Below are 26,093 nucleotides of genomic sequence, written 5' to 3' on the forward strand. Positions count from 1 at the left end.
GCATGCGCGTCCTGGCCACCGCCGGCCATGTCGACCACGGCAAGTCCGCCCTGGTGCGGGCGCTGACCGGCATGGAACCCGACCGCTTCGAGGAGGAGCGGCGCCGAGGGCTGACCCTCGACCTCGGGTTCGTGTGGACGCGGCTCGGCCCGGACGGGGAGCAGGTCGCCTTCGTGGACGTGCCCGGTCACGAGAAGTTCGTGCCGACCATGCTCGCCGGGGCCGGGCCGGTGCCCGCGGTGCTGTTCGTGGTGGCCGCAGACCAGGGCTGGCAGGCCCAGTCCGAGGAGCATCTGGCGATCCTCGACGCGCTCGGCGTGCGGCACGCGGTCCTCGCCGTGACCCGCAGCGACCTGGCCGACCCCGGCCCGGCCCGCGCCGCCGCGCTGGAGCGGATGGCGGCCACCTCGCTGGGCGCCGTACCGTCCGTCGCGGTCAGCTCGGTCACCGGCGCCGGACTCGACGAACTGCGTGCGGTACTGGCCCGGTCGGTTGCCGCGCTCCCGGTCCCGCCCGCCGACGCGGACGTACGGCTGTGGCTGGACCGGGCCTTCACGGTGCGCGGGCACGGCACGGTGGTGACCGGCACGCTCGGGGCCGGCACCCTGAGGGTGGGCGACCGGCTGGTGACCGGCGACGAGGGCGCCACGCTCCGCGTGCGCGGCCTGCAGACGCTGAACGAGGAACGCTCCGCCGTCAGCGGGGTGGCCCGCATCGCGGTCAACGTGCACGGCCTGGCGGCCGGAGCGCTGCGCCGCGGTCAGGTGCTGCTGGCACCGGAGCGCTGGCTGCTCACGCGCCTCACCGACGTGCGGGTCACCGGCGAACCGGTCGACGACCTGCCGATGAGGGTCACCCTGCACATCGGCACCGCCGCCGTCCCGGTCGCCGTCCGCCCGCTCGGCCCCGACACGGCACGGCTCACCCTGGACCGTGGCCTGCCGCTGCGCGTCGGCGACCGTGCCGTGCTGCGCGAACCGGGAGGCCGCCGCGTGCCGTGCGCGGTGACCGTCCTGGACGTCCGCCCGCCGCCGCTGACCCGGCGGGGCGCGGGCCGGGCCCGAGCGGAGCAACTGGCCGCCATGACCGGCGTACCGGACGGGCCGGCCGAACTGCGCCGCCGCGGGCTGATCCGCCGCCCGGAACTGCTCGCCATGGGCGTGCCGGCCCCGGCCTTGCCGGTCGCCGGGGACTGGCTCGCCGACCCGGCGCACTGGGCCGCGCTGCGTGAACGTCTGACCGCCGCGGTGGACCGGTACGCGCGAGAGCACCCCCTGGAACCGGGCCTGCCCACACAGGCGGCCCGGCATCTGCTCGGCCTGCCCGACCGGTCACTGGTGGACGCCCTGGCCGACGCGCCCGGCGGCCGGCCGCTCACCCGCCGTCAGGGCAGGCTCTACCCCTGCGAAACCCCGGGGCCCACGCTGCCTCCCGCCGTCCGCGCGGCCGTCGACGCCGTGGGGCGGGAGCTTACGGCGGCACCGTTTCGCGCGCCCGAGGCCGACCGCCTCACCGAACTGGGCCTGACCCGCAAGGCGGTGGCCGCCGCGGTCGCCGCGGGCGCGCTGCTGCGGGTCGCCGACGGGATCGTGCTGCTGCCCGGCGCGGACGCGCGGGCCGCCGCCGTGCTCGCCCGGCTGCCCCAGCCGTTCACGCTGAGCGAGGCCCGGCAGGCCCTCGGCACCACCCGGCGGGTCGCCGTGCCGCTGCTGGAGCACCTGGACGCACAGGGGTACACGGAGCGTATCGACGACCGGCGGCGGCGCTGCCGGACCGGCACCGCAAGCGGAGGCGGACGGGAATCGAACCCGCCTGCCCGAGATCCTCGGGCACCTCGGTTTTGAAGACCGGGAGGGCCACCAGGCACCCACACGCCTCCACCGACCCCCAAGGCTACGCGCGCAGGAGACCGCGATGACCACGACCCGCCAAGCGTCCGTACGACTCACGCAGTACGCCCACGGCGGCGGCTGCGCCTGCAAGATCCCGCCCGGTGAGCTGGAGGACGTCCTCGGCGCCCTTGCGGCACCGCTGCCGGCCTCGGCCGTGGACACGCCCCTCCTGGTCGGCCTCGCCACCGGGGACGACGCCGCCGTCGTCGCGCTGCCCGCGCAGAGCGGCCCCGCACAGGCCGTGGTGTCCACCGCGGACTTCTTCACGCCGGTCGTCGACGACCCCTACGACTGGGGACGCATCGCCGCGGCCAACGCCCTGTCCGACGTGTACGCGATGGGCGGCCGGCCCGTCGTCGCCGTCAACCTCCTGGCCTGGCCGCGGGACGTGCTGCCGTTCGAGCTGGCCCGCGAGGTGCTGCGCGGCGGGCTCCAGGTCGCCACCGAGGCCGGCTGCCACGTCGGCGGCGGTCACAGCGTCGACGACCCCGAACCCAAGTACGGCATGGCCGTCACCGGACTGGCCGACCCGGCACGGCTGCTGCGCAACGACACCGGCCGGCCCGGCATGCCGCTGTCGCTGACCAAACCCCTCGGCCTCGGCGTGCTCAACAACCGGCACAAGGCCACCGGCGAACGGTTCGAGCAGGCCGTCGCCACGATGGCGGCCCTCAACCGGGACGCGTCGGCCGCGGCCCTGGCGGCCGGGGCGGTCTGCGCCACCGACATCACCGGCTTCGGGCTGCTCGGCCATCTGCACAAGCTGGCCCGGGCCTCGCGGGTGACCGCGGTGATCGACACGGCCGCCGTGCCCTACCTCGACGGCGCACGTCAGGCCGTACGGGAGGGGTACGTCAGCGGCGGCACCCGGCGCAACCTCCAGTGGGTGACTCCCGTCACGGACTTCGGCACGACCGACGAGGACACACGGATCCTGCTGGCCGACGCCCAGACCTCCGGCGGGCTCCTGGTCGCCGGCGAGGTGCCCGGGGCGCCGGTGATCGGGGAACTCGTGCCCTGCGGACCGCACTCCCTCGTGCTCCGGTGACCACGGGGGGAGCGCGGTCCCCTCACATCTGCGTGCCGGTCCGGTCGTCGATGCCGGCCCGAGCCCGGTAGGCGCGCACCAGCTCGACGGCCGCCGGGCCCCGGGGGCGCCGTCCGGGCCGGATGTCGACGGCGATCGCCTTGGCCTCCTGGATGTGGGTGTTGGGGTCGAGGGACAGATGCAGCAGTTCGTTGGCGGCGTCGCCCGTGCTGTAGCCGTTGGGACCCCAGTGGTAGGGCAGCCCGATCTGATGCAGGGTCCGCCCCTGCACGGTCAGCGGCGGGATCCGGTCGGTGACCAGCACACGGGCCTCGATGACATTGCGGGCGCTGACGATCGTCGCCCAGCCGGTGTGGGCGAGCCCGCGCTCCGCGGCCAGCTGCGGCGAGACCTCGCAGAAGAACTCCGGTTGCAGCTCCGCCAGATAGGGCAGCCAGCGGGACATGCCGCCCGCCGTGTGGTGCTCGGTGAGCCGGTAGGTGGTGGCGACGTACGGGAACACCTGCGTGCCCGGTTCGCCGGCGCTCGGCTGGTAGCGGTTGTCCGGCAGCGACGGCATCAGCTGCCGTACCGGATTGCGCTGCCGGCCGTACAGCAGGTTCCGGAACGGGGAGTCCTGCGGCTCGTAGTGCACGGGCAGGGGACCGTCGGTGAGCCCCGAGGGCGCGTACAGCCACGCCTTGCCGTCGGCCTGCATGATGAACGGGTCGGTGCCCGACAGGGCGTCGGCGCCGGTCGCGTCCGGCGGCGCCTGGTAGTGCGGGGACCTGCCCTGCGGGAAGTCGGGGACGTCGTGGCCCACCCACCGGCCCTGCTCCGCGTCCCACCACACCAGCGCCTTGCGCTCGCTCCACGGCCTGCCGTCCGGGTCGGCCGAGGCCCGGTTGTACAGGATGCGGCGGTTGGCCGGCCAGGCCCACGCCCACTCGCCCGCCACCCAGTTCTGCTCCGCGCCCGGCTTGCGACGGGCCGCCTGGTTGATCCCGTCGGCGTACACCCCGCAGTAGATCCAGCAGCCGCACTGGGTGGAGCCGTCGTCCTTGAGCTGCTGGTAGGAGGAGAGCGGGTGGCCGTCGGCGTCGCGGCCGTTGATCTCGGCGAGGACGGCCTCCGCGTCCGGTTCGGCGAGCGGGCCCTTCGTGGGGTAGTCCCAGGCCAGATCCACCACGGGACGGTCCATCGGGTCGGTGGAGCCGGCGAGCTTGCGCCGGATCAGCCGCCCCAGGTGGTACGTGAACCACAGGTCGCTGCGGGCCTCGCCGGGCGGCTCGACGGCCTGGTGGTGCCACTGCAGCATGCGCTGGGTGTTGGTGAAGCTGCCGTCCTTCTCGGTGTGCGCGGCGGCCGGCAGGAAGAACACCTCGGTGCGGATGTCCTCGGTGCGCAGCTCACCCGTCTCGATCTCCGGGCCGTCCTTCCACCAGGTGGCCGACTCGATCAGCGAGAAGTCCCGGACCACCAGCCAGTCCAGGTTGGCCATGCCCAGGCGCTGCAGTTTGGCGTTGGCGCTGCCGACCGTCGGGTTCTCGCCGTACAGGAAGTAGCCCTTGCAGGTGCCCTCCAGCTGGGCCATGGTCGTATCGTAGGTGGAGTGGGAGCCGGTCAGGCGCGGCAGGTAGTCGAAGCAGAAGTCGTTCTCGGCCCGCGCGGCCTCGCCCCAGTACGCCTTGAGCAGGCTCACCAGATAGGAGCGCATGTCGCCCCAGTAGCCCTTGCGTGCCGAGTCCGCCTCGACGAAGGCGTCCAGATCCTGGTTCAGGTGCGCGTGCGGCATCGGGATGTAGCCGGGCAGCAGGTCGAACAGGGTGGGGATGTCCGTCGACCCCTGGATGGAGGCGTGGCCGCGCAGGGCGAGGATGCCGCCGCCGGGCCGGCCGATGTTGCCGAGGAGCTGCTGGAGGATGGAGGCCGCGCGGATGTACTGCACGCCCACCGTGTGCTGGGTCCAGCCGACCGCGTAGGCGAAGGCCGTCGTGCGGTCCCGGCCCGAGTTGTCCGTGACCAGGTCGCACACCTGCCGGAACAGGTCCTGCGGCACCCCGCAGATCTGTTCCACCATCCGCGGTGTGTAGCGGGCGTAGTGCCGCTTGAGCACCTGGAAGACGCAGCGCGGGTGGCTCAGCGTCTCGTCCCGCTCCGGCTCGCCCACGCCGATGTCCGCACCGCCGGAGCCGTGGACCTCGCCGCGCGCGGCCTCGGTCAGCGACCTGCCGCCCCTGGTGCGCTCGTCGTACCAGCGGTCGCGCTGGCCGGACGCCGCCTGCACCTGCATGCCTTCGTACTGCCAACTGCTGTTGTCATATTGGCGGTTGTCCGGATCCAGGCCGGAGAAGACGCCGTCCAGGTCCTCCGTGTCCCTGAAGTCCTCCCGCAGCACGGTGGGCGCGTTGGTGTACGCCACCACATAGTCACGGAAGTACTTGTCGTTCTGCAGGACGTAGTTGATGATCCCACCGAGGAAGACGATGTCCGTGCCCGCGCGCAGCGGCACATGCAGGTCGGCCAGCGCGCTGGTGCGGGTGAAGCGCGGGTCGACGTGGATCACCTTCGCACCGCGGGCCTTGGCCTCCATCACCCACTGGAAGCCGACCGGATGGCACTCGGCCATGTTCGAGCCCTGGATGACGATGCAGTCCGAGTTCTGCAGATCCTGCTGGAAGGTGGTCGCGCCGCCGCGTCCGAACGAGGTTCCCAGACTGGGAACGGTGGAGGAGTGTCAAACACGCGCCTGGTTCTCGATCTGGATGGCGCCGAGCGCGGTGAACAACTTCTTGATCAGGTAGTTCTCTTCGTTGTCGAGCGTGGCGCCGCCCAGGCTCGCGAAGCCGAGGGTGCGCCGCGTGCGGGTCTGCTCGACCTCCCACTGCCAGCCGGCCCGCCGTGCCTCGATCACCCGGTCGGCGATCATGTCCATCGCCCGGTCGAGGCCGAGCCGTTCCCACCCGGTGCCGTGCGGACGCCGGTACAGCACATAGTGCTCGCGGGCGTCACCGGTGGTCAGCTGGAGACTCGCCGAGCCCTTGGGGCACAGCCGGCCGCGGGAGACGGGGGAGTCGGGGTCGCCCTCGATCTGGGTGACCCGCCCGCCCTCGACGTAGACGTTCTGGCCGCAGCCCACCGCGCAGTACGGGCACACCGACTTCACCACCCGCTCCGCGCTCGCGGTGCGCGGGGCGAGCCGCGCGCTGCCCTCGCTCTTGGCGGCGGCTCCGCGGCCCAGCGGGTCGGTGCCCCTGAGCTGGCGGTAGACCGGCCACGAGTCGATCCAGGTGCGCACACCCATGAGTCAGACCTCCCGCCCGCCTGCCGCGCGGTCGGTGACCCGCGCGGCCCCGGCGTCCTGCGGCCGCTCCCGGCTGTTTCCGCGTCGATTGTCCCGCGGTACGGCGGTGACGGCATCTTCGATCAGCGGGTACCCGTGCCGTGCCCTGTCTCCCCTGACCGTGTCTGTCCCGACCATGCGTGGGCCTCCGTCAGCCGGTGCGGGCCCGAAGGCGCTCGCGCTGGGGCACGACCGTGTACTTCGGGTCCTCGGCGGAGGCCACCCCGGCGTGGAACACGCCGAGGCGCAGGGCGGCCGAGCCGGTCAGCAGAGCGGCCCCGGCCACCGCGGCCAGCGGCCGGCTGCGCCGCCGGCCCGCGCACCCGGCGAGCGCCGCGCCGCCCGCCGTGAGGATCTCCGCCGACCGCATCAGCGCGCGCGGCCCGCCCTGCTCGTAGGGTTCGGCCGCAAGGCCCATGCGCCGCTTCATCGCCTGGAACGCGCCCAGTTCCAGGGCCGCCCCGAGCAGCGCCAGCCGGCGCGCGGGGCCGGTCTGCGCGACGGGGGCCGCGGCCAGTGCGAGCCCGGCCGCCGCGGTGGCGCCGGAACCGGCGAAGACGAACGGCATCTCGCGATGGCCCTCGTGCCAGGACGGCACCGCCGTGTCCGAGATCAGCACGGCGGTGTACGTCGTGACCGCCGGGCCGAGCAGCGCCGCGGCCCCCGTGGCGGCGGAGCCGACGAGCCGGCAGCGGCCCGCGACGTCGGTCGCCGCCGCGGCCATCGTCAGCGGGACGTATCCGGCCAGCAGCCAGGACCCGAGGCTCATCGGCGAGGTCGGCTTGAAGACGCGCAGCATGTTGAGGAAACGCTCCGGCCGGCCCAGGTCGTGGACCAGCGCGACCAGGGACAGCGAGATGGCGCCCGCCGCGGCCAGCTTCGCCGACCTGGCGAGCGCGGGACGCCCGGTGGCCTGCCCGCCTGCGGCCAGCAGCGACGAGGCACCGGAGAGCCCGCCGAGGTACAGGTATCCGGCGATGTCGAGCGGCGCCCAGACCGGTTTCTTCACCACCGGCCTGCCGTAGTACGAGGAGAACCGCGCCTCGGGCACCATGGCCTGCTCGCCGCGTCCGCGGCGGCGTCGGCGGCGCCCCGTGGGCGCCGTGGCGGCGGCCGTCAGGCCGGCCTTGGCGTCCCGCTTCCCAGGGCGCGGCCCATCGGATCCGGTCATCGTGGCCTCCTGGTGAAACTGGCGACGGCGAGCGCGGCGAGCGAGACGGCGGCGACGGCCGCGTGCCGCCACATGTCCGTAAGGTCCCGGGTGGTGACGACCGGGTCGGGCGGCAGGCCGTAGACCTCCGGCTCGTCCAGCAGCAGGAAGAACGCGCCGTCGCCGCCCACTCCGTCGTCGGGGCTCTCTCCGTACAACCGGGCCTCGGTGACCCCGGACGCGTGCAGCTGCGCCACCCGGTCCGCGGCCCGTTCGCGCAGCTCGTCCAGGGGGCCGAACTGGATCGACTCGGTCGGGCAGGCCTTGGCGCAGGCCGGTTCCAGGCCGGTCCCGAGCCGGTCGTAGCACAGGGTGCACTTCCAGGCGCGCCCGTCGCCCCGGCGCTGGTCGATGACCCCGTAGGGGCATGCGGGTATGCAGTAGCCGCAGCCGTTGCAGATGTCCTCCTGGACGACGACCGTGCCGAACTCGGTACGGAACAGCGATCCGGTGGGGCACACGTCCAGGCAGGCGGCATGGGTGCAGTGCTTGCACACGTCCGAGGACATCAGCCAGCGCAACTCGGTGCGGCCGTCGGGGGCCACCGGTGAGATCTGCCCGGCCGGGCCGTCCTCGGCCGCGGTGCCGGCCGCCGAGGCCGTCGCGCCGGGGAAGGCGCCGAGGCCGCGGGCGGCGTCGAAGACATCGAAGACACCGGCGGCATCCATGTCCTCGTGCCCGTCCCCGGGGCCGGCGCGCACCGGTGTCCGCTGCTCGATGAAGGCCACATGGCGCCAGGTGTCGGCGCCGAGCCCCTGGGTGTTGTCGTAGGACATGCCCGTCAGCTCCAGGCCGTCCTCCGGTACGGCGTTCCACTCCTTGCAGGCCACTTCGCACGCCTTGCAGCCGATGCACACGGAGGTGTCCGTGAAGAAGCCCATGCGCGGCGGGGCGTCGGGGTACCCGGAGGCGCCCGCCACGTCCGGCTGGGGACCGAACAACTGGTTGCCGTGCACCGCGTCCTGCTCCGGCCGATGTGTCCCGCCGATGTCGCTGTGGGTCATGGCTCGCCCTCCTCGATCAGGGCACCCGTTCTTCGGCCTGTCCCGCCGTCGCTGCGGCTCTGCTTCGAGCCTGGCACGGCCGGCCGCGACGCGCGCGCCCGAAACCGGGTCACAGCCTCGCCGGGAAGCGGTCCCACACCCGGTGCTGGGCCAGCAGTCCGGTGACGAGGCCCAGCACGGACGTGCCGTCGTCCCCGCTCACCACGCCCGGCGCGTCGGGGACGATGCCGAGGGCGTCGTAGACCTGCTGGGCGCCGTTCCAGCCACCGATGGCCTTGGCATGGCGGTACGCCTCCCCGACGAGCAGCAGGACCCGCGGGTCCACCGGCGCGTTGCCGCCACCGGCGGCCTTGGCGTCCCGGCTGCCATGGGCGTCCGCGGCGGGCGCGGGCGCCCCGGCCAGCAGCAGCGCGTCGAACTCGACGGACCGGGCGGCGGCGAAGGTCCGCTGCACGGTGACCGGTCCCGTCGCGCCGTCGCCCAGCGCACCGCCGGTCGGACCGATGACGAGCGACACCATGCCCTGGTCGAGCACGGACTGCCGTACGGCCTCAACGGCCGCGAGGTCGCACTTGTCGTCGGCGACGATGCCGACGACCCGGCCCGCGCTCGGCCACTCCCTTCCCACCTGCGCCAGCGCCGGGCTCGGTGCGACGTCGGCGAGCGGCTCGGCCGGCTGCGGAGCGGGCAGGCCGAGACCGGCCGCGACCTCCTGGCACAGCTGGGGGTCGATCCGCGCGAGCGTCCGCAGGACGCGTTCCCTGATCGTCTGCTCGTAGCACTTGCTCAGCTCGAAGGTGTAGGCCGCGATGACGTGTTCGCGTTCCACCGGTGTCAGGCTCAGCCAGAACCTGCGGGGGTGGCTGAAGTGGTCCTTGAAGGAGGCAGGAGCCTCACGCACCTTCTGTGCGGCCGGCACGTCGAGGGGCGCCTCCACATAGCCGCCCGCGTCCGCGCCCGCGGCGAACGGGCAGCCCCCGTCGAGCGAGTTGGGCCGGTAGGGGGCGACGCCGCGGTGCACGGCCGTCTGGTGCATGCCGTCGCGGAGCATGTCGTTGACCGGGGCGTGTGGCCGGTTGACGGGGATCTGCGCGAAGTTGGGGCCGCCCAGCCGGGTGATCTGGGTGTCGATGTAGGAGAACAGCCGGCCGGCGAGCAGGGGATCGTCGGTGACGTCGATGCCGGGCACCAGGTGCCCCGGGTGGAAGGCGACCTGCTCGGTCTCGGCGAAGAAGTCGGACGGGTTGCGGTCCAGGGTGAGCAGGCCGATCGGCTGCACCGGGGCCCACTCCTCCGGAACGATCTTCGTGGGGTCCAGGAGATCGATGCCCTCGAAGGTCTGCTCGGGCGTGTCGGGGAAGACCTGGATGCCTAGTTCCCACTGCGGGAAGGCGCCCGCCTCGATGGCGTCGGCGAGGTCCCGCCGGTGGAAGTCCGGGTCGGCGCCGCTGATGATCTGGGCCTCCTCCCACACCAGGGAGTGCACGCCGAGCTTCGGCTTCCAGTGGAACTTCACCAGGGTGGTGGCGCCGTCCGCCGCGACCAGGCGGAACGTGTGCACGCCGAACCCCTCCATCATGCGGAAGGACCGCGGGATGCCCCGGTCGGACATGGTCCACAGGGTGTGGTGCGCGGCCTCGGTGTGCAGCGAGACGAAGTCCCAGAAGGTGTCGTGGGCGCTCTGCGCCTGGGGTATCTCCCGCTCGGGGTGGGGCTTTCCGGCGTGGATGACGTCCGGGAACTTGATCGCGTCCTGGATGAAGAACACCGGAATGTTGTTGCCCACCAGGTCGAAGACGCCCTCGCTGGTGTAGAACTTCGTCGCGAACCCCCGGGTGTCGCGCACGGTGTCGGCCGATCCACGCGAACCGAGCACGGTGGAGAACCTGACGAAGACGGGAGTTTCCACGCCCTCGGCGAGGAACGCGGCCCTGGACACCTTCGACGCGGTGCCGTAGCCCCGGAAGACGCCGTGCGCGGCGGCTCCCCGGGCGTGTACGACCCGTTCCGGGATGCGTTCGTGGTCGAAATGCGTGATCTTCTCGCGCAGATGGTGGTCCTGGATGAGCACGGGGCCTCGCGGACCGGCCTTCAGGGAGTGGTCCGTGTCCGGCAGCCGCAGGCCCTGAGCCGTGGTGTGCCGCTCACCGGCCTGGGCGACCAACGCCTCGTCGGCTCCGGTGGGCTGCCCGGTGGGACTGTAGGTGCCGGGCCCCTGCTGATCGGGTTTCGGCGGCAGCGGACCGTGCGGCTCGGTGGGCTCCTCGATCTGCGGCGGCTGCGGTGCGGGACGGCCGGGAAGGGGCTGTGAGGGGCTCATGGGATTCCTCGCGTGGACGTGGACGGGGAACGTGACGAGTGACCCACGCTCCCGGGCCGAAACGAGCATCGCCGTGCCGGGCGGGTGACCGGCCCGCGCGTGTCGGAACCCGCGGGCAGGGGACTCGGAGTACCGCAGACGGCCCGGCCGTGGCCGGCCGGGCACAGCCGTGAGCGGAGGAGTCGAGACGATGCGCGCACTGACCTGGCAGGGATTGCGGGACGTACGGGTGGAGACCGTCCCGGATCCGAAGATCGAGAAGCCGGACGACATCGTCGTCAGGGTCACGTCCTCCGGCATCTGCGGATCCGATCTGCACCTGTACGAACTGTTCGGGCCGTTCCTGGAGCACGGCGACATCCTCGGCCACGAACCGATGGGGATCGTGGCGGACGTCGGGCCCGAGGTGCACGCCCTCGCCCCCGGCGACCGCGTGGTCGTTCCGTTCAACGTCTCCTGCTGTGACTGCTTCATGTGCGACCAGGGCCTGCATTCCCAGTGCGAGACCACCCAGGTCCACGAGTACGGCACCGGCGCCTCGCTGTTCGGCTACACGAAGCTGTACGGGCAGGTGCCGGGCGGGCAGGCCGAGTTCCTGCGCGTGCCGTTCGGGAACCGGCTGCCCGTCAAGGTGCCCCACGGCACGCCCGACGACCGGTATGTGTATCTGTCCGACGTGCTGCCCACCGCCTGGCAGGCGGTCGAGTACGCCGACATCCCGCCGGGCGGGACGGTGACCGTGCTCGGGCTCGGGCCGATCGGCGACATGGCCGCCCGGATCGCCCAGCACCGCGGAGCCCGGCTGGTCATCGGGATCGACCTGGTCGACGAACGCCTGGCCCGCGCCCGGGCCCACGGGGTCACCTGCCTGGACGTCCGGGACAGCGGCAAGGACCTGGGCAGGGCGGTGCGTGACCTCACCGACGGACGGGGCACCGACGCCGTCATCGACGCCGTCGGGATGGAGGCCCATGGCGCCCCGTTCGCCAAGGCCGCCCAGTGGTTCGTGGGCCACCTGCCCGACGGCGTGGCCCAGCCGCTCATGGAGAAGGCGGGCGTGGACCGGCTCGGCGCGCTGCACACCGCCATCGACCTCGTCCGCAGGGGCGGCACGATCTCCGTGTCCGGTGTCTACGGCGGAGCGGTCAGCCCCATGCCGCTGATGACGATGTTCGACAAGCAGATCCAGGTCCGCATGGGCCAGGCGAACGTCCGGCGGTGGGTGGACGACATCGTGCCGCTGCTCACGGACGAGGATCCGCTCGGCGTCGACACCTTCAAGACGCACGACATGCCGCTGGAGGACGCCCCGAAGGCGTACGCGATGTTCCAGGCCAAGGAGGACGGCATGATCAAGACCCTGCTGCATCCCTGACCCGCCCGCACCGCGACGCCCTTCAGCCGCCGCGCCCCGGGGCATGCGCCGTTCTCGGCAGTCGCCCTCTCCCGGCGGCCACCGTGCTCAGGGCAGCGGGGTGCCGCCCGTCGCGTTCAGGATCTCCGCCGTGATGAAGCTCGCCCGCGGGGAGGCGAGGAAGACATAGGCGGGTGCCATCTCGGCCGGCTGCGCGGGGCGGCCCAGCGGGGCCTGCTTGCCGAACTCGGCCGTGTCGGGCAGCGTCGCCGGGATCAGCGGTGTCCACACGGGCCCGGGAGCGACGGCGTTGACGCGGATCCCGTCGGCGGCGACCATCTGCGCGAGCCCCTGCGTGAACGTCACGATGGCGCCCTTCGTCATCGCGTAGTCGAGCAGATGCGGACTCGGCTTGTACGCCTGCACGGACGCGGAGTTGATGATGCAGCCGCCCGCCGGTATGTGCGGCAGCGCCAGCTTGCACAGCCAGAACATGCCGTACAGGTTGGTCCGCACGACCCGGTCGAACTGCTCGGTCGAGATCGCCTGGATGCCGTCGGGCTGAGACATCTGATAGGCGGCGTTGTTGACCAGGATGTCGATGCGTCCGAACTCGTCGACGGCACGTTCCACCAGGCGGCGGACCTGAGTCTCCGCACGGATGTCGCAGGGGACGGCGACGGCCTTGCGGCCCGCGTCCGTGACGAGGGCGGCGGTCTTCGCCGCGTCGTCGGCCTCGGCGGGCAGATGGGTGATCAGGACGTCGGCTCCTTCGCGTGCGAACGCGAGCGCCACGGCCCGCCCGATGCCGGAGTCGCCGCCGGTGACCACCGCCGCCTGGTCCCGGAGCAGTCCGCTGCCCACGTAGGAGTCCTCGCCGTGGTCGGGCGGCGGGTCCATGGGCCCGGTCCAGCCCGGATGTTCCTGATCCTGCTGGGGGAAGTCCGGGCGGGGATGCTTGCGCGTGGGGTCCTCGGGCATGGTCCCTCCTCCTTCGTCACGCAGGACAACGCAGGACACCACAGTGGGTGCCCCGCACGCGGCGGAACACACGCGGCCCCGGTGCCGGCGAGGCCGTGGGCGCGGCACGCACACCTGTCGGCCGATCGGGTGCCGGGCCACGGTCGCACGGGTGTTTCGCGCGGGCGGGGTACTCGCCGCGCACCCCCCGGGCAACGGATGCCGGAGAAAAAGGGGTGTGACACCGCGAGGAGGCCTGTCGTGAACGGTGTGCCGCACGAGGGAACCGTCAGCCGCGCCGTGGACCCGGCGTGACGGCGCCCGAGCCGGGCGCGGCGCGCCACCGGGGAGAACGGCTGGCCGACGCGGCCGACAAGCGGCTGCCCGTGTACGACGGCGGCGGAGCGCTGCTGCGCAAGGCGTTCCCCGACCACTGGTCGTTCCTGCTGGGCGAACTGGCCCTCTACAGCCTGGTCCTGCTGCTGCTGACGGGCGTGTGGCTGACCTTCTTCTTCAAGCCCGAGATGCGGGAGGTGGTCTACGACGGCTCCTACCGGCCGCTGCGCGGGGTGCGCATGTCGACGGCGTTCGCCTCCACCCTGGACATCAGCTTCGACGTACGCGGCGGCCTGCTGATCCGGCAACTGCACCACTGGGCCGCGCTGGTCTTCGTCACCGCGATCGGCCTGCACCTGCTGCGGATCTTCTTCACCGGCGCCTTCCGCAGGCCCCGCGAGCTGAACTGGGTCATCGGCGTCACGCTGTTCGCGATCGCCCTCGCGGAGGGCTTCGCCGGCTATTCGCTGCCGGACGATCTGCTCTCCGGCACGGGCCTGCGGATCGCCCAGGGCATCATGCTGTCCATTCCGGTGGCGGGGACGTACCTCGCCCTGTTCGCGTTCGGGTCCCAGTTCCCGGGACACGACATGGTGCCCCGGCTGTACAGCCTGCACATCCTGCTGCTGCCGGGGGCACTGGTCGCCCTGGTCACGGTGCACCTGATGCTGGTCTTCCACCTCAAGCACACCCAGTGGCGCGGGCCCGGCCGCAGCAACGCGAACGCCGTCGGCAAACCGCTCTATCCGCGGTTCACGGCCTCGTCCGCCGGGCTGTCCCTCGCCCTCTTCGGGGTGTTGTCGGTGCTCGCCGGCATCGCGCAGATCAACCCGGTGTGGGTGTACGGACCCTACCGGCCGGACCAGGCGTCGACCGGGTCCCAGCCCGACTGGTACGTCGGCTTCCTGGAGGGCGCCCTCAGGCTCGTACCGCCCTGGGAGACGAACATCGCCGGGCACACCCTCATGTGGAACGTCCTGCTGCCGGCCGTCGTGCTGCCCGCGCTGCTCTTCCTCGTCCTGTACGCGTATCCGTTCGTGGAGCAGCGGTTCACCGGGGAGGGGAGGCAGGAGCGGCACCTGTGCGACCGGCCCCGGGAGCGGCCCGTGCGCACGGGCCTCGGCGTCGCGGGCGTGACCTTCTACGGCGTGCTGCTGCTGGCCGGCGGCAACGACGTCATCGCGGCGACCTTCCACATCTCGGTGAACAGCCTGACCTGGGTGCTGCGGGTCGCGCTGATCGTGGCGCCGATCCTCGCCTTCGCGCTCGTCCGTGCGCTGTGCCACGCCCTCGTGGCCGCCGAGCAGGAGCGCCTGACGGAGGGTGAGGAGACCGGCGAGGTGCGCCAGACCCTGGCGGGCGGATACGAGTCCGGCCACCGGCCGGTCACGTCCTTCCGGCCGGGCGCCCCGCGCATCCCGGTCAGTCCTCCCGCTCGACGCCCCGGTTCGCGTACTGGAACACCAGACCCAGAACACCCCGCGCCAGAACACCGAGGCCGATGAGGAACAGCCACAGCCCGTAGACGACACCGGTCGCCGCGACCGAGAAGCCGAGCGCGGTCACGATCGGCCAGTGGCTGTGCGGCGGGAAGAACTCCAGCGGCCCGGCGGCATCGGTGACCTCCGCCTCGGTGCGGTCCTGCGGGCGCCGGCCGCGACGGGCGTACTGCACCGCGCAGAAGAAGGACACCAGCGCGGCCATGCCGAACGCGACGATGAGCGCCGCGGTACCGGTCGGATCGCCCGACCACGCCCCGTAGAGCGCCGCGGTACCGCCGAAGAAGACGGCCACACCGCCGAACAGCAGGGCCTCCACCTTCACTGCAGTTCCTCCCGCTTCGCCTGGCGTACGACGTCGGGGTGGTGCAGGTCGAACGCCGGGGACTCCGACCGCACCCGGGGCAGCGCCACGAAGTTGTGGCGGGGCGGCGGGCTGTCGGTGGCCCACTCCAGGGCCCGCCCGTACCCCCAGGGGTCGGCCAGTCCGACGCGCCGCCCGTACCGGGAGGTGTGCCAGACGTTGTAGAGGAACGGCAGGGTGGACACGCCGAGCAGCAACGCGCCCGCCGACGACAGGGTGTTCAAAAGCGTGAAGCCGTCGGAGGGCAGATAGTCGGCGTAGCGGCGGGGCATCCCCATCTCACCGAGCCAGTGCTGCACGAGGAACGTCAGCTGGAACCCCGGGAACAGCAGCCAGAAGTGCACCTTGCCCAGCCGCTCGTCGAGCATCTTCCCGGTGAACTTGGGCCACCAGAAGTAGAACCCGGCGAACATCGCGAAGACCACGGTGCCGAACAGCACGTAATGCAGATGGGCGACGACGAAGTACGAGTCGGTGACGTGGAAGTCCAGCGGCGGCGAGGCGACGAGCACGCCGCTGAGCCCGCCCAGCAGGAACGACACCAGGAAGCCGAGGGACCACAGCATCGGCGTCTCGAAGGAGACCGACCCGTGCACCATCGTCCCGATCCAGGCGAAGAACTTGATCCCCGTCGGCACCGCGATCAGGAACGACATGACGGAGAAGAACGGCAGCAGCACCGCGCCCGTGGCGAACATGTGGTGTGCCCACACCACGGCCGACAGCATGGTGATCGAGGTCGTCGCCCCGATCATGGGCAGATAGCCGAAGAGCGGCTTGCGCGAGAACACCGGGATGATCTCGGAGATGATGCCGAAGAACGGCAGGGCGACGATATAGACCTCGGGATGCCCGAAGAACCAGAACAGGTGCTGCCAGAGCAGGGCGCCGCCGTTGGTCGCGTCGAAGACGTGCGAGCCGAACTTCCGGTCGGACTCCAGGGCCAGCAGCGCCGCGGTGAGCACCGGGAACGCGGGCAGCACCAGGATGGACGTGAACAGCACGTTCCAGGTGAACATCGGCATCCGGAACATCGTCATCCCCGGGGCACGCAGACACAGGATGGTGGTGATGAAGTTGACCGCGCTCAGCGTGGTCGACACACCGGTCACCACCAGCCCCATCGCCCACAGGTCACCGCCGGCGCCGGGGGAGTAGTACGCGCTGTTGAGCGGGGCGTAGGCGAACCAGCCGAACGAGGCAGCGCCGGTCGGCACCAGGAACCCCGAGACCACCATGAGGCCGCCGAAGAGGTACATCCAGTACGACAGCGCGTTGAGCCGGGGCAACGCCAGGTCCGGTGCGCCGATCTGCAACGGCATCACCGCGTTCGCGAACCCGGCGAACATCGGCGTCGCGAAGAGCAGCATCATGATGGTGCCGTGCACCGTGAAGAACTGGTTGTAGGTGTGCTGGGTCACGAACTGCAGCCCCGGACGGGCCAGTTCGGCGCGCATGGCGAGCGCGAGCAGCCCGCCCAGGAGGAAGAAGCAGAAGGAGGTCACCATGTACAGCCGGCCGATCACCTTGTGGTCGGTCGTCGAGGCCCAGCCCAGCAGCGTCCGCCCCAGTGAGGTCGCGGTGCGCGAAGACGTGCCCCCTTCGCCCTCGCCGAGGCGTTGTGGCACTTCGGTCATGGTCCTCCTCACCGCGGCCGACAGCGGACAGCACCGGGCGAGTGCTCCGCCCGGCGGACGGGAAACCGGCGACTCCTGTGCGTGACGACGCTACCGGTGGCGGCGATGAATACCGGTTGCGCCACGCTTTCCTGAATCCGGCGGCGCCGGGCCGGGTACTCGATGCCGATGAACACGACACCGATGGACACGACACCTGAGTACATGGCCGCCGCGGGGTCGACGGCCGGGATGATCGTCATCGTCGTCGGCGGACTGCTCGTCACGGCCGCACTGGTGTGGTCGCTGCGGCTGGGGGCCAGGGTGCTGCGACGGGAGCAGCTGCCGCACCGGTCCGCCGCCCGGACGAGGCCGCCGCGTTCGGGGCCGGTGGGCGAGGAACGGCAGATGCGTGAACCCAGCGAGGTGCCCCGGGCGACGGAGGGTCACCGGCCGACGCCCCACGAACTCGGCAACAGCCCGGACCGGCCGAGCGGTGACCAGGACCGGCCGCGCTGGCGGTCCGGTTCCAGCGGGTCCTTCGGCGGCGGGGGCGGCGGCGCGACCTGAGGTCCGGCCCGGCACGAGGGCTCAGGAAGACGGCCCTGCCCCGCGCAGGGCCGTGGCCCCGCCCCGCCACGCCCCCAGCAGCCGGGCCGCGAGCCGTTCCTCGAGGTAGGAGGTCGCGCGGATCCCGAACACCACGTCGGCCTCCAGGCGGGGTTCGCTCTCCAGCAGCCCGCCGACGACATCGTGCCGCACGACCTGTTCGTGCACCGCGTCCGCCTCGACGTGCTCCGTGTAGAAGCGCACGGCCGCCGGGCCGGCCCCCACCCGGCGCAGCGCCTCGGCGAGCCGGCGGGACGCCGGGGACGAGGTCGTCTCCACGGCGGCGAAGTGCCCGACGAGCGCACCGCGCAGCGCCCGGTGCAGACCGAACAGCGACATCACATTGACCGTCGCGAGCGCTTCGGCCGGAGCACTGTCGACATAGCGCCCGTACGCGGTGTCCAGCCCGAGGTCCGCCATGAGATCGGCGAACAGCTCCGCGTGGATCTCGTCCGCACGGCCGGCGCCGAACTCGTCGAACTCCACGGCGACCATGGCCGCCTTGGCCCGCCCGCGCAGCCTGGGAATGACCCAGGCGTGCGGGTCGGCTTCCTTGAGGTGGTACAGCGAGCGCAGCGCCGCGTACTCGCGCAGCTGCCGCAGCGTGCCCTCGCCGCACAGATGGTGCGAGACACCACCGCCGGCGTCGCCGGCCGGTTCCAGCTGGAGCTCGTCCAGCGCACGCGCGGCCGTGTCGGTGCCCGCGACCGGCACGTCCGAGCGCAGCGCACCGAGGAAGCGGTCCTCGATCGCGCCGCGCAGCGCCAGCAGCCCGCTGTCCCATTCGAGGCGGTCCGGTACGCCCGCGAAGCCCGCGTAGTGCAGCTCGTACAGGACATACAGCGCGAGTTGCAGATCGTCGCCGTACGGGCAACCCTTCACCGGGACCGGCGGACGGCCGGGCACCGATCCGCGCAGCGCGGCCAGCACCGCGGCCGACAGCGCACCGCGCGGCTCGGGCAGCGGCGGTGGGCGCAGCGGGGCGTGCCGCCGGGCGGGCGTGGCCGTCATACGCCCTCACCGCCGCTGTGCCGCCTGTCGCGGCGGCGGTGGCTGGTGTCGCACCACGGAAAGATCCGGCTGCGGCGGCAGGTGCAGACCGCGACCATGAAACGCTTCGAGACGATCACCTCACCGTCCTCGCCCACCACCTCGACCGGCCCCTCCACCAGCAGGGGCCCGTCGCGCTGGACGCGGATACGGCGGGGGCGTTCAGGCATGTTCGGCACGGATCACCACCAGTTCCTCCGTCGTGGTGTCGGCGGCCAGTCCCCGCTCGCGCAGCCAGCCGAGCCGCGAGCGCAGCACACGCCCGAACGGCAGCCGGGCCCGGTCGACGACCGCCGCGCGCAGCCCCGCCGCTTCGAGACGCTCCAGGGTGTCCTCGATGCCGCACAGATGTGAGTGCACGAGCAGCAGCGCTCCCGCGGACCGCAGGATCGCCGGGGCGGCGTCGCAGACCCGGTCGATCAGCGCACGGCCGTCGCTGCCGGCGTCCCAGGCCCGCGCGGGGCCCCGGCGCGGCAGCCCGCCCGGCGCGGGTACATACGGCGGATTGGCGACCACCAGGTCGAAGCGGCGGCCCGGCACGGCGGACGCCAGGTCGCCGTGGCGCACGCGCACGCTCTGCCCGTTGAGCAGGGCGTTGAACCGGGCGGTGGCCACCGCCCGCAAGGAGATGTCCACCGCGGTGACACGACCGCCGAGCCGGGCCGCCTCCACGGCGAGCACGCCGCTGCCCGTGCCCAGGTCCAGGACGTCCGCCCCGCTCGCGATCCGCTCGCGGCACATGGCCCGCCGCAGCAGCCCGGTGTCGGCCTGCGGGGCATAGACGCCCCGGGGAACCCAGCAGCGGGGCCATGACGCGGTGAGCGTGTCGGCGGTCATCGGGGATGCCTGCGTCATCCGGGTCACCCGGCTGCCTTCAACGGCACGGAGGACAGCGCCCGGGCCACCCCGCACAGATTGTCGGCCATGGTGCGGCCGGTGCGGTGCGCCCAGTCACGACCGCGCCGCTCGTCCAGATAGTCGGGGCCCGGGCCCGGGCCGAGATGCCAGTACGTCCAGGCCTGACCGGGCACGGTGTAGCCGATGTCGGCGAGCGCCCCGGAGATCTCGCTGATGACGTGGTGGGCGCCGTCCTCGTTGCCGGTGACCACCACGCCCGCCACCCGGTTGTAGGCGACGGGCCGGTCCTCGTCGTCCGTCTCGGACATCATCGCGTCCATGCGTTCGAGAACGCGTTGCGCCACCGAGGACGGCCGGCCCAGCCATGTGGGCGAGGCGATGACCAGTATCTGCGACTCCAGGAGCTTGTCGTGCACCTGTGGCCACTGGTCGCCGTCGCCCGCGTCGGTGACCACGCCCGGCGCGATGTCCAGGTCCACGGCCCGTACCTGCTCCACCGCCACCCCGTGCTCGGCCAGCCGCGCGACGACCACGGCGGCCAGTGCCTCGGTGTTCGAAGGCTCGGGGGACTTCTTGAGCGTGCAGTTGACGACCAGTGCTTTCACCGTTGCTCCCGGAGCGATCGACGACACGTGTGCACACCGGTCGCGCCGGCGGCGCCGTCCGAGTACCCCGGCACGGCGGAGGTAACGGGACCTGCAACGGCGCGCCCCCGGTCACGCCAAGGGGCTGCGCGCCAGTGAATCGAGCAGATGCGCCGGATCCCGGAAGACGGCGTCGGCGCCGGCCTCCTCCAGATCGGCGCGGGGTATGCCGCCGCAGAGCAGTGCCACACACCGCACCCCCGCGCGCCGGCCCGCCCGCATGTCCCACACCGTGTCGCCGACGAACACCGCACGCTCCGCCGGAACGCCCGCCAGCTCAAGGGCCCGCTCGACGGGTTCCGGAGCGGGCTTGCCTTCGGTGACGTCATCGGCACTGGCCGTCGCCGCGATGGCGTCGTCCGCGTCGATCGCCCGCCGCAGCGCGGACAGTTCGTCGCCGGCCGCCGAGGTGGCCAGCACGACCTGCCGGCCGTCGTCGGCCAGGTGCCGCAGCAGGCGTCCCGCGCCGGGCAGTGCGGTCAGCCGCTCGAAGTACTCGGCGTAGAGCACCTTGTGGGCACTGCTGAGACCGGCCGCCTCGTCCTGGCCCCGCGCCTCGCCCAGCAGATGCGTGACGAGGTCGGCGGAGCCGAGCCCGACCGCCCGGTGGACGGCGTGCGCGGTGATCCGGTGTCCGGCCTGGCGGAACGCCTCCCACCAGGCCACCACATGCAAGTGATTGGTGTCGACCAGGGTCCCGTCCACGTCGAACACGGCCGCTCGCCGCACCTGCGCCATCACGCCTCCCGGCAGCGGGGACCACGGTCGGTCCCGGGTCACGTCCGGGTACCCGGCGAAACCCCTGCGGGAACCCCCGGCCGGCGGTGGGCCGCGCTCCGCGAGGTCGCGTCCGCCCGTCGACATGTGTCGTGTCGTCCGCGTGGGGTGGGTACCCGGTCTCGCATGGACCCATGGTGCGCCGGCAGTCCGGCGCCGGCGGCCGACGACAAGGAGGACGACATGAGCACGGTCAGCAAAACGGTGGACGTCGACGTCCCCGTTCGTACCGCCTACAACCAGTGGACGCAGTTCGAGGAGTTCCCGAACTTCATGGAGGGCGTCGAGGAGGTCAGGCAGCTCGACGACCGGCACAACCACTGGACCTCGAGCATCGGCGGGGTCAGGCGCGAGTTCGACACCGAGATCGTCGACCAGCTCCCGGACGACCGGATCACCTGGCGCGCCATCGCCGGCGACATACGCCAGCGGGGCTCGGTACGGTTCCAGCGGCTGGACGACACGCACACCCGGGTGGAACTCACGATGGAGGTCGAGCCCGAGGGCGTCGCCGAGAAGGGCGCGGACGCGCTGGGCCTGATCGACCGGCGGGTCAGGTCAGACCTGGGCCGCTTCAAGGAGTACATCGAAGGCCGCGAGGGCGAGAGCGGTGCCTGGCGCGGACGGATCCGGCCCGAGGACCCCGGCTCGATGCTCTGACGGCCCGTCGCGGGCCGCACGCGTCGGGTCGTTCCTTCGGGGAACTCGGCCCCCGAACGACCACGTGAGCGGGCAGCACGCCCGGTACGCCGAAGAGGAGAGGCACCATGCCGGCCGGATCGAGTTCCAAACGGGAACGACAGTACGAGCACATCAAGAAGAGCGCGGAGGACCGCGGCGAGTCGACGGGGCGCGCCAAGGAGATCGCCGCGCGCACGGTCAACAAGGAGAGGGCGAGGTCGGGCGAGTCGAAGACCGCGGGCAGGGCCTCGACCCGTGACGCCAAATCGTCGTACGAGCGCGGTGGGCAGCGTTCGCACCGCGGCGCGCAGGGCCCCACCAAGGACCAGTTGTACGACGAGGCCAGGAAGCGGAACATCCACGGACGCTCCTCGATGAGCAAGAAGGAGCTGGAGAACGCGCTCGGCCGCTGACGGGAGTGCCCTGCCCGCCGCTCCGGGCGGCCGCCGACGCCGTCACAGCCGGACCGGCCTTCCTGCGGTTCGGCTGTGACGTGCACCCCCACACCGAAAGGAGCCGCAGATGAGCAGCGAAACGGGCGGCGGGGTCGTCGTCACGGGCGCCACCGGGAACCTGGGCACGAGCGTGGTGCGCCTGCTCAGCGAGGACCCGCAGGTCCCGTGGGTGCGCGGCATCGCCCGGCGCACACCCGGCTGGGCACCCGACAGGACCGAATGGCACGCCGTCGACCTCGCGTCCGAGCAGGCCGACCTCGCCCCGGTGTTCCGGGGAGCCGGCGCCGTGGTCCATCTGGCGTGGGCGTTCCAGCCGACGCACGATCCGGCGAAGACCTGGCAGACCAACGTGCTCGGCAGCATCAGGGTGTTCGAGGCGGTGGCCGCCGCCCGGGTACCGGTGCTGCTGCACGCCTCCTCGGTCGGCGCCTACTCCCCGGGCCCCAAGGACCGGGCGGTGGACGAGTCCTGGCCCACGCACGGCTGGCCGGACGCCGCCTACTGCCGGGAGAAGGCCTACCTGGAGCGAGCCCTGGACGCCTTCGCACGCGACCACCCCGAGATCCGGGTGGTCCGGATGCGGCCGGCGTTCCTGTTCAAGCGGGAGTCCGCGAGCGAACAGCGCCGCATCTTCGGCGGCCGGTTCCTGCCCGGCCCGCTGCTCCGCCCCGAGCTGCTGCCCTTCCTGCCGGACGTGCCCGGCCTGCGGGTGCAGGCCCTGCACACGGACGACGCGGCCCGCGCCTTTCACCTGGCCCTGCGGCACAGCGGTGCGCGGGGCGCCTTCAACCTCGCCGCCGAACCGCCCCTCGACGCCGACCGGCTCGGCGAGATGCTGGGTCTGCGCCCGGTCCGGCTGCCCCGCACCGCGGCCCGGTCTGCGATCGCGGCGGCCTGGGGGCTCCATCTGCTTCCCGCGTCACCCCAGCTCTTCGACGCGGTGCTGCGGCTGCCCCTGATGGACTACGGCCGGGCCCGCGGCGAACTGGGCTGGGAGCCGGAGCACAGCGCGCCCGACGTGGTGCGGGAGTTCCTGGGCGGGTTGCGAGCGGGCGAAGGAGCGGACACGGAACCCCTGCGGGGCCGCAAGGTCGGCTGACCGCCCCGGCATCCCCACCGTCCCTCCCGGGAGGGACGGCGGGGATGCCTCACCGTGTGAGCCGTGCGAGCCCGTGAGCGGGCCCGTGACCCTGTCGTGTCCCGGCGTGCCCGGTCCGGCCGCTCAGCCGCCGCCCCAAGCCGACGGCGGCGGCCGCCAGGCCCACCGACGTGGTGGCGGCGGTGACCACGGGGTGCCGGGCGAGGGCGGCCTGGGCGGAGTGCGGGTGGGACCTTTCGTCGAAGACGCCGTGGGCGCCGTAGTCGCTGCCCGCCGGCCCGTCGGACGGGCTGAACAGATTGTCCGCACCGGTCGGGGCCGGACTGTCGGTCTGCTGGGAGTCGAAGCCCGTGCGGGCCAGGTAACGGTCGAGGAGGGCGGGGGCGATCCGGTTGGCCCAGACGGTCGCCGCGGTGCTGGCCCCGATGTAGTACTGCTTGCGTTTGGGGTGGTCGGCGGCGTACAGGACGCCCCGCGCGGCGACCTCGGGCTGGTAGATCGGCGGCACCGGCTGCGGGTGACGGGACAGCCGCGACCTGACCCAGGAGAACTGCGGGGTGTTGACCGCGGGCATCTGGGCGATCGTGATGTGCACATTGCTCGCCCGGTGGAGCAGTTCCAGGCGCACGGACGACGTGAAGCCGTTGATGGCGTGTTTGGCGCCGCAGTAGGCGGACTGGAGCGGAATCGACCGCTCGCCCAGGGCGGAGCCCACCTGCACGATGGTGCCGCGGTCGCGCGGCAGCATGCGGGCGAGCGCCGTGCGGGTGCCGTTGACGAAGCCCAGGTAGGCGACGTCGGTCACCCGCTGGTACTCCTCCGCGCTGATCTCCGCGAAGGGCGCGAACACGCTGGTGAACGCGCAGTTGACCCAGACGTCGATGGGGCCGAGGGCCCGCTCGACGGCGTCGGCGGCGGCCGAGACCTGGCCGGCGTCGGAGGTGTCGGCCTGCTGGACGAAGGGGCGCCCGCCCAGGTCCGCCACGTCCCGCGCCGCCGCCTCCAGCCCGCCCCGGCCACGTGCGATCAGGGCGACGGCGGCGCCACGCCGCGCGTACAGACAGGCGGTGGCACGGCCGATACCGGCGCTGGCCCCGGTGATGACGACGACTTGCGGCATGATCGGTCCCTCCGGTCGGGCGTGCGGTCCGGTCATCGTCCGCTCGTTCCGTGGCGGCCGTGCGGCAGGAACTCCTGGACCTTCGCCTTGAAACCCTGCCTGACCATCGCGGCACGGTCGCTGTCGCCCTTGAGGACGGCCGTCGCTGCGGCCTCGATCTGGTCGAGGGTGGCATGCGGCGGAATGGGCGGTACGGCGGGATCGGTCACGAAGTCGAGCACGCAGGGCCGGTCCGCGGCGAGCGCGGCCTCCCAGGCGCCGCGCACCTCGTCCGGCTTCTCGACGCGCTGCCCGGTCAGCCCGACGGAACGGGCGAAGTCGGCGTAGGCCACGTCGGGGATCGACTGCGAGGGCAGGAACTGCGGGGCGCCCGACATGGCCCGCATCTCCCAGGTCACCTGGTTGAGGTCCCGGTTGTTGAAGACGGCGACGACGAGCCTCGGGTCCTGCCACTCGTGCCAGTACTTGGCGATGGTGATCAGCTCGGCCATCCCGTTCATCTGCATCGCGCCGTCGCCGACCAGGGCGATCGCCGGCCGGTCGCCGTGCGCGAACTTGGCCCCGATGGCGTACGGCACCCCCGGCCCCATGGTGGCCAGCGTGCCCGACAGCGAACCGCGCATGGCACCGCGCAGCCTGAGATGGCGGGCGTACCAGTTGGCGGCGGACCCGGAGTCCGAGCTGAGGATCACGTTCTCCGGGAGCAGCCCGCCGAGCGTGTGCGTGACGTACTCCGGGTTGATCGGATCGGCCTCCACGGCGGCGCGCCGCTCCATGACCTCCCACCAGCGCGCGACGTTGTCCTCGACCTTCTTCCGCCACGCGGGACGCTCGGCCTGCTTGAGCAGCGGAACCAGCCGGCGCAGCGTCGTGGCGGCGTCGCCGACGAGGTTGACCTCGAAGGGGTAGCGCAGGCCGACCATGTGCGGGTCGATGTCGATCTGCACGGCCCGTGCCTGCCCGAACTCCGGCAGGAACTGGGTGTAGGGGAAGGAGGAGCCGACGACGAGGAGGGTGTCGCAGTCCCGCATCAGCTCGTACGACGGCCGGGTGCCCAACAGGCCGATCGCGCCGGTCACATACGGCAGGTCGTCATCGAGGGCGTCCTTGCCCAGCAACGCCTTGGCGACGCCGGCGCCGAGCCGCTCGGCGACCGTCGTCACCTCAGGGCGGGCCCCGCGCGCGCCCTGCCCGATCAGTATGGCGGTGCGTTCGCCGGCGTTGAGCACGTCCGCGGCCCGCTGCAGGTCCTCGTCGGCGGGCACCGGCGCGTAGTGCGGCATGCCGAGACTGGAGGGGACCATCTTGAACGCGTGCTCGGGCGGGGAGTAGTCCAGCTCCTGGACATCGGCCGGGATGATCACGGCGGTCACCGAGTGGCGCGCCAGCGCGGTGCGCAGCGCCCGGTCGAGCACGTTCGGCAGCTGCTCGGGGACGGTGACCATCTCGCAGAAGTCCGAGGCGACGTCCTTGTACAGGCTGACCAGGTCGACCTCCTGCTGGTACGAGCCGCCCATGGCGCTGCGGTTGGTCTGCCCGACCACGGCGACCACGGGCACATGATCCAGCTTCGCGTCGTACAGGCCGTTGAGGAGATGGATGGCGCCCGGCCCCGAGGTGGCGGCGCAGACGCCGACCCGGCCGGAGAACTTGGCATAGCCGACCGCTTCGAACGCGGACATCTCCTCGTGCCGCGCCTGGATGAACCGCGGGTTGTCGTCCGCGCGTCCCCAGGCCGCGAGCAGGCCGTTGATGCCGTCTCCGGGATAGGCGAAGACGTACTCCACGCCCCACTCGCGCAGCCGCTGGAGGAGGTAGTCGGAGACCTTCGTCGACATGGTCGGATCCTTTCCGCAAGGGACGTGTGAGTACGGG

Annotated in this window: 22 protein-coding genes, 1 tRNA gene and 1 pseudogene; 8 read left to right on the top strand and 16 right to left on the bottom strand. The window is 72.4% G+C overall.

Annotated elements, in window-relative coordinates; genetic code table 11:
• Positions 1–2 precede the first annotated feature (2 nt).
• A pseudogene (locus ACIRFL_RS00480) lies at positions 3–1,751 on the top strand (SelB C-terminal domain-containing protein); the annotation flags it as partial.
• 34 nt (positions 1,752–1,785) lie between these two features.
• Here the strand turns inward: ACIRFL_RS00480 and ACIRFL_RS00485 are convergent.
• A tRNA-Sec gene (locus ACIRFL_RS00485) sits at positions 1,786–1,879 on the bottom strand.
• Between the two features lie 35 nt (positions 1,880–1,914).
• On the opposite strand from ACIRFL_RS00485, the gene selD reads away from it, so the two are divergent.
• Positions 1,915–2,940, top strand: a complete 1,026-nt coding sequence (gene selD, locus ACIRFL_RS00490; RefSeq protein ID WP_404022721.1) for a selenide, water dikinase SelD — start codon at positions 1,915–1,917, stop codon at positions 2,938–2,940.
• Between the two features lie 22 nt (positions 2,941–2,962).
• Here the strand turns inward: selD and fdh are convergent, their stop codons facing one another.
• From fdh to ACIRFL_RS00515, 5 genes are all read right to left on the bottom strand, one after another.
• Positions 2,963–6,223 carry a formate dehydrogenase gene (gene fdh, locus ACIRFL_RS00495; RefSeq protein ID WP_404022723.1) on the bottom strand — a complete coding sequence of 1,087 codons (3,261 nt, stop codon included), beginning with the start codon at positions 6,221–6,223 and terminating at the stop codon, positions 2,963–2,965.
• Between the two features lie 3 nt (positions 6,224–6,226).
• Entirely contained in the window at positions 6,227–6,400 is a 174-nt protein-coding gene (locus tag ACIRFL_RS00500) for a hypothetical protein (protein WP_404022724.1), read from the bottom strand.
• A 13-nt stretch (positions 6,401–6,413) separates the two neighbouring features.
• Positions 6,414–7,433, bottom strand: coding sequence for an NrfD/PsrC family molybdoenzyme membrane anchor subunit (nrfD, locus tag ACIRFL_RS00505; RefSeq protein WP_404022725.1), 1,020 nt, complete (start codon positions 7,431–7,433; stop codon positions 6,414–6,416).
• A complete protein-coding gene (locus ACIRFL_RS00510; RefSeq protein WP_404022726.1) occupies positions 7,430–8,476 on the bottom strand; it encodes a 4Fe-4S dicluster domain-containing protein in 1,047 nt (348 codons plus the stop codon). The genes nrfD and ACIRFL_RS00510 overlap by 4 nt, the downstream gene beginning before the upstream one ends.
• A 109-nt stretch (positions 8,477–8,585) precedes the next feature.
• The gene (locus tag ACIRFL_RS00515) at positions 8,586–10,796 is read right to left on the bottom strand and encodes a catalase (protein WP_404022728.1); all 2,211 of its coding nucleotides are present in this window, start codon (positions 10,794–10,796) and stop codon (positions 8,586–8,588) included.
• A gap of 190 nt (positions 10,797–10,986) precedes the next feature.
• Here ACIRFL_RS00515 and ACIRFL_RS00520 point away from each other — a divergent pair, with 190 nt between their 5' ends.
• On the top strand, positions 10,987–12,171 hold the full coding sequence (locus ACIRFL_RS00520) for an alcohol dehydrogenase catalytic domain-containing protein (protein ID WP_404022730.1): 1,185 nt from the start codon (positions 10,987–10,989) through the stop codon (positions 12,169–12,171).
• A gap of 87 nt (positions 12,172–12,258) precedes the next feature.
• Here ACIRFL_RS00520 and ACIRFL_RS00525 read toward each other — a convergent pair whose 3' ends face one another.
• A complete protein-coding gene (locus ACIRFL_RS00525; RefSeq protein ID WP_404022731.1) occupies positions 12,259–13,131 on the bottom strand; it encodes an SDR family oxidoreductase in 873 nt (290 codons plus the stop codon).
• Positions 13,132–13,421: 290 nt separating this feature from the next.
• On the opposite strand from ACIRFL_RS00525, the gene ACIRFL_RS00530 reads away from it, so the two are divergent.
• The gene (locus ACIRFL_RS00530; RefSeq protein WP_404022733.1) at positions 13,422–14,951 is read left to right on the top strand and encodes a cytochrome bc complex cytochrome b subunit; all 1,530 of its coding nucleotides are present in this window, start codon (positions 13,422–13,424) and stop codon (positions 14,949–14,951) included.
• On the opposite strand, the gene ACIRFL_RS00535 is transcribed toward ACIRFL_RS00530, so the two are convergent.
• Both ACIRFL_RS00535 and ctaD read right to left on the bottom strand, forming a co-directional pair.
• The gene (locus tag ACIRFL_RS00535) at positions 14,869–15,270 is read right to left on the bottom strand and encodes a cytochrome c oxidase subunit 4 (protein WP_404022735.1); all 402 of its coding nucleotides are present in this window, start codon (positions 15,268–15,270) and stop codon (positions 14,869–14,871) included. The two genes, ACIRFL_RS00530 and ACIRFL_RS00535, sit on opposite strands and share 83 nt — an antisense overlap.
• Positions 15,267–16,946, bottom strand: coding sequence for a cytochrome c oxidase subunit I (ctaD, locus tag ACIRFL_RS00540; RefSeq protein ID WP_404022736.1), 1,680 nt, complete (start codon positions 16,944–16,946; stop codon positions 15,267–15,269). Before ctaD ends, ACIRFL_RS00535 begins: the two co-directional genes overlap by 4 nt.
• 168 nt (positions 16,947–17,114) lie before the next feature.
• On the opposite strand from ctaD, the gene ACIRFL_RS00545 reads away from it, so the two are divergent.
• Positions 17,115–17,495 carry a DUF6479 family protein gene (locus ACIRFL_RS00545; RefSeq protein ID WP_404022737.1) on the top strand — a complete coding sequence of 127 codons (381 nt, stop codon included), beginning with the start codon at positions 17,115–17,117 and terminating at the stop codon, positions 17,493–17,495.
• A 21-nt stretch (positions 17,496–17,516) separates the two neighbouring features.
• Here the strand turns inward: ACIRFL_RS00545 and ACIRFL_RS00550 are convergent, their stop codons facing one another.
• The 5 genes from ACIRFL_RS00550 to ACIRFL_RS00570 all read right to left on the bottom strand — a co-directional run bounded on the left by ACIRFL_RS00550 (position 17,517) and on the right by ACIRFL_RS00570 (position 20,815).
• Entirely contained in the window at positions 17,517–18,545 is a 1,029-nt protein-coding gene (locus ACIRFL_RS00550) for an iron-containing redox enzyme family protein (protein WP_404022738.1), read from the bottom strand.
• On the bottom strand, positions 18,542–18,763 hold the full coding sequence (locus ACIRFL_RS00555) for a CDGSH iron-sulfur domain-containing protein (protein ID WP_404022740.1): 222 nt from the start codon (positions 18,761–18,763) through the stop codon (positions 18,542–18,544). The genes ACIRFL_RS00550 and ACIRFL_RS00555 overlap by 4 nt, the downstream gene beginning before the upstream one ends.
• Positions 18,747–19,421, bottom strand: coding sequence for a HemK2/MTQ2 family protein methyltransferase (locus ACIRFL_RS00560; RefSeq protein ID WP_404023153.1), 675 nt, complete (start codon positions 19,419–19,421; stop codon positions 18,747–18,749). Before ACIRFL_RS00560 ends, ACIRFL_RS00555 begins: the two co-directional genes overlap by 17 nt.
• Positions 19,422–19,444: 23 nt before the next feature.
• Complete coding sequence (locus ACIRFL_RS00565) at positions 19,445–20,047, bottom strand: flavodoxin family protein (protein WP_404022741.1); 603 nt, start codon at positions 20,045–20,047, stop codon at positions 19,445–19,447.
• A 111-nt stretch (positions 20,048–20,158) separates the two neighbouring features.
• Complete coding sequence (locus tag ACIRFL_RS00570) at positions 20,159–20,815, bottom strand: HAD family hydrolase (RefSeq protein ID WP_404023154.1); 657 nt, start codon at positions 20,813–20,815, stop codon at positions 20,159–20,161.
• 231 nt (positions 20,816–21,046) lie between these two features.
• On the opposite strand from ACIRFL_RS00570, the gene ACIRFL_RS00575 reads away from it, so the two are divergent.
• From ACIRFL_RS00575 to ACIRFL_RS00585, 3 genes are all read left to right on the top strand, one after another.
• Positions 21,047–21,523 carry an SRPBCC family protein gene (locus ACIRFL_RS00575; protein ID WP_404022743.1) on the top strand — a complete coding sequence of 159 codons (477 nt, stop codon included), beginning with the start codon at positions 21,047–21,049 and terminating at the stop codon, positions 21,521–21,523.
• 107 nt (positions 21,524–21,630) lie between these two features.
• Positions 21,631–21,957, top strand: coding sequence for a plasmid stabilization protein (locus tag ACIRFL_RS00580; protein WP_404022745.1), 327 nt, complete (start codon positions 21,631–21,633; stop codon positions 21,955–21,957).
• A gap of 109 nt (positions 21,958–22,066) precedes the next feature.
• On the top strand, positions 22,067–23,098 hold the full coding sequence (locus ACIRFL_RS00585; protein WP_404022746.1) for an SDR family oxidoreductase: 1,032 nt from the start codon (positions 22,067–22,069) through the stop codon (positions 23,096–23,098).
• A gap of 49 nt (positions 23,099–23,147) precedes the next feature.
• On the opposite strand, the gene ACIRFL_RS00590 is transcribed toward ACIRFL_RS00585, so the two are convergent.
• Together ACIRFL_RS00590 and ACIRFL_RS00595 are read right to left on the bottom strand one after the other, a co-directional pair.
• Positions 23,148–24,218 carry an SDR family oxidoreductase gene (locus ACIRFL_RS00590; protein ID WP_404022747.1) on the bottom strand — a complete coding sequence of 357 codons (1,071 nt, stop codon included), beginning with the start codon at positions 24,216–24,218 and terminating at the stop codon, positions 23,148–23,150.
• Positions 24,219–24,250: 32 nt separating this feature from the next.
• Positions 24,251–26,056 (bottom strand): thiamine pyrophosphate-requiring protein, encoded by a 1,806-nt coding sequence (locus ACIRFL_RS00595; RefSeq protein ID WP_404022748.1) that lies wholly within the window; start codon positions 26,054–26,056, stop codon positions 24,251–24,253.
• Positions 26,057–26,093 lie beyond the last annotated feature (37 nt).

The sequence above is a fragment of the Streptomyces sp. NPDC102462 genome (genome assembly GCF_044765425.1).
GTDB lineage: Bacteria > Actinomycetota > Actinomycetes > Streptomycetales > Streptomycetaceae > Streptomyces.

What these genes read in the sequence shown, in the direction of transcription:
- ACIRFL_RS00550 (WP_404022738.1), bottom strand. Translation starts at nt 18,545, where the DNA reads ATGACGGCCACGCCCGCCCGGCGGCACGCCCCGCTGCGCCCACCGCCG.
- ACIRFL_RS00585 (WP_404022746.1), top strand. Translation starts at nt 22,067, where the DNA reads ATGAGCAGCGAAACGGGCGGCGGGGTCGTCGTCACGGGCGCCACCGGG.
- ACIRFL_RS00580 (WP_404022745.1), top strand. Translation starts at nt 21,631, where the DNA reads ATGCCGGCCGGATCGAGTTCCAAACGGGAACGACAGTACGAGCACATC.
- ACIRFL_RS00520 (WP_404022730.1), top strand. Translation starts at nt 10,987, where the DNA reads ATGCGCGCACTGACCTGGCAGGGATTGCGGGACGTACGGGTGGAGACC.
- selD (WP_404022721.1), top strand. Translation starts at nt 1,915, where the DNA reads ATGACCACGACCCGCCAAGCGTCCGTACGACTCACGCAGTACGCCCAC.
- ACIRFL_RS00515 (WP_404022728.1), bottom strand. Translation starts at nt 10,796, where the DNA reads ATGAGCCCCTCACAGCCCCTTCCCGGCCGTCCCGCACCGCAGCCGCCG.
- nrfD (WP_404022725.1), bottom strand. Translation starts at nt 7,433, where the DNA reads ATGACCGGATCCGATGGGCCGCGCCCTGGGAAGCGGGACGCCAAGGCC.
- ACIRFL_RS00525 (WP_404022731.1), bottom strand. Translation starts at nt 13,131, where the DNA reads ATGCCCGAGGACCCCACGCGCAAGCATCCCCGCCCGGACTTCCCCCAG.
- ACIRFL_RS00500 (WP_404022724.1), bottom strand. Translation starts at nt 6,400, where the DNA reads ATGGTCGGGACAGACACGGTCAGGGGAGACAGGGCACGGCACGGGTAC.
- ACIRFL_RS00560 (WP_404023153.1), bottom strand. Translation starts at nt 19,421, where the DNA reads ATGACCGCCGACACGCTCACCGCGTCATGGCCCCGCTGCTGGGTTCCC.
- ACIRFL_RS00510 (WP_404022726.1), bottom strand. Translation starts at nt 8,476, where the DNA reads ATGACCCACAGCGACATCGGCGGGACACATCGGCCGGAGCAGGACGCG.
- ACIRFL_RS00590 (WP_404022747.1), bottom strand. Translation starts at nt 24,218, where the DNA reads ATGCCGCAAGTCGTCGTCATCACCGGGGCCAGCGCCGGTATCGGCCGT.
- ctaD (WP_404022736.1), bottom strand. Translation starts at nt 16,946, where the DNA reads ATGACCGAAGTGCCACAACGCCTCGGCGAGGGCGAAGGGGGCACGTCT.
- ACIRFL_RS00545 (WP_404022737.1), top strand. Translation starts at nt 17,115, where the DNA reads ATGAACACGACACCGATGGACACGACACCTGAGTACATGGCCGCCGCG.
- ACIRFL_RS00575 (WP_404022743.1), top strand. Translation starts at nt 21,047, where the DNA reads ATGAGCACGGTCAGCAAAACGGTGGACGTCGACGTCCCCGTTCGTACC.
- ACIRFL_RS00595 (WP_404022748.1), bottom strand. Translation starts at nt 26,056, where the DNA reads ATGTCGACGAAGGTCTCCGACTACCTCCTCCAGCGGCTGCGCGAGTGG.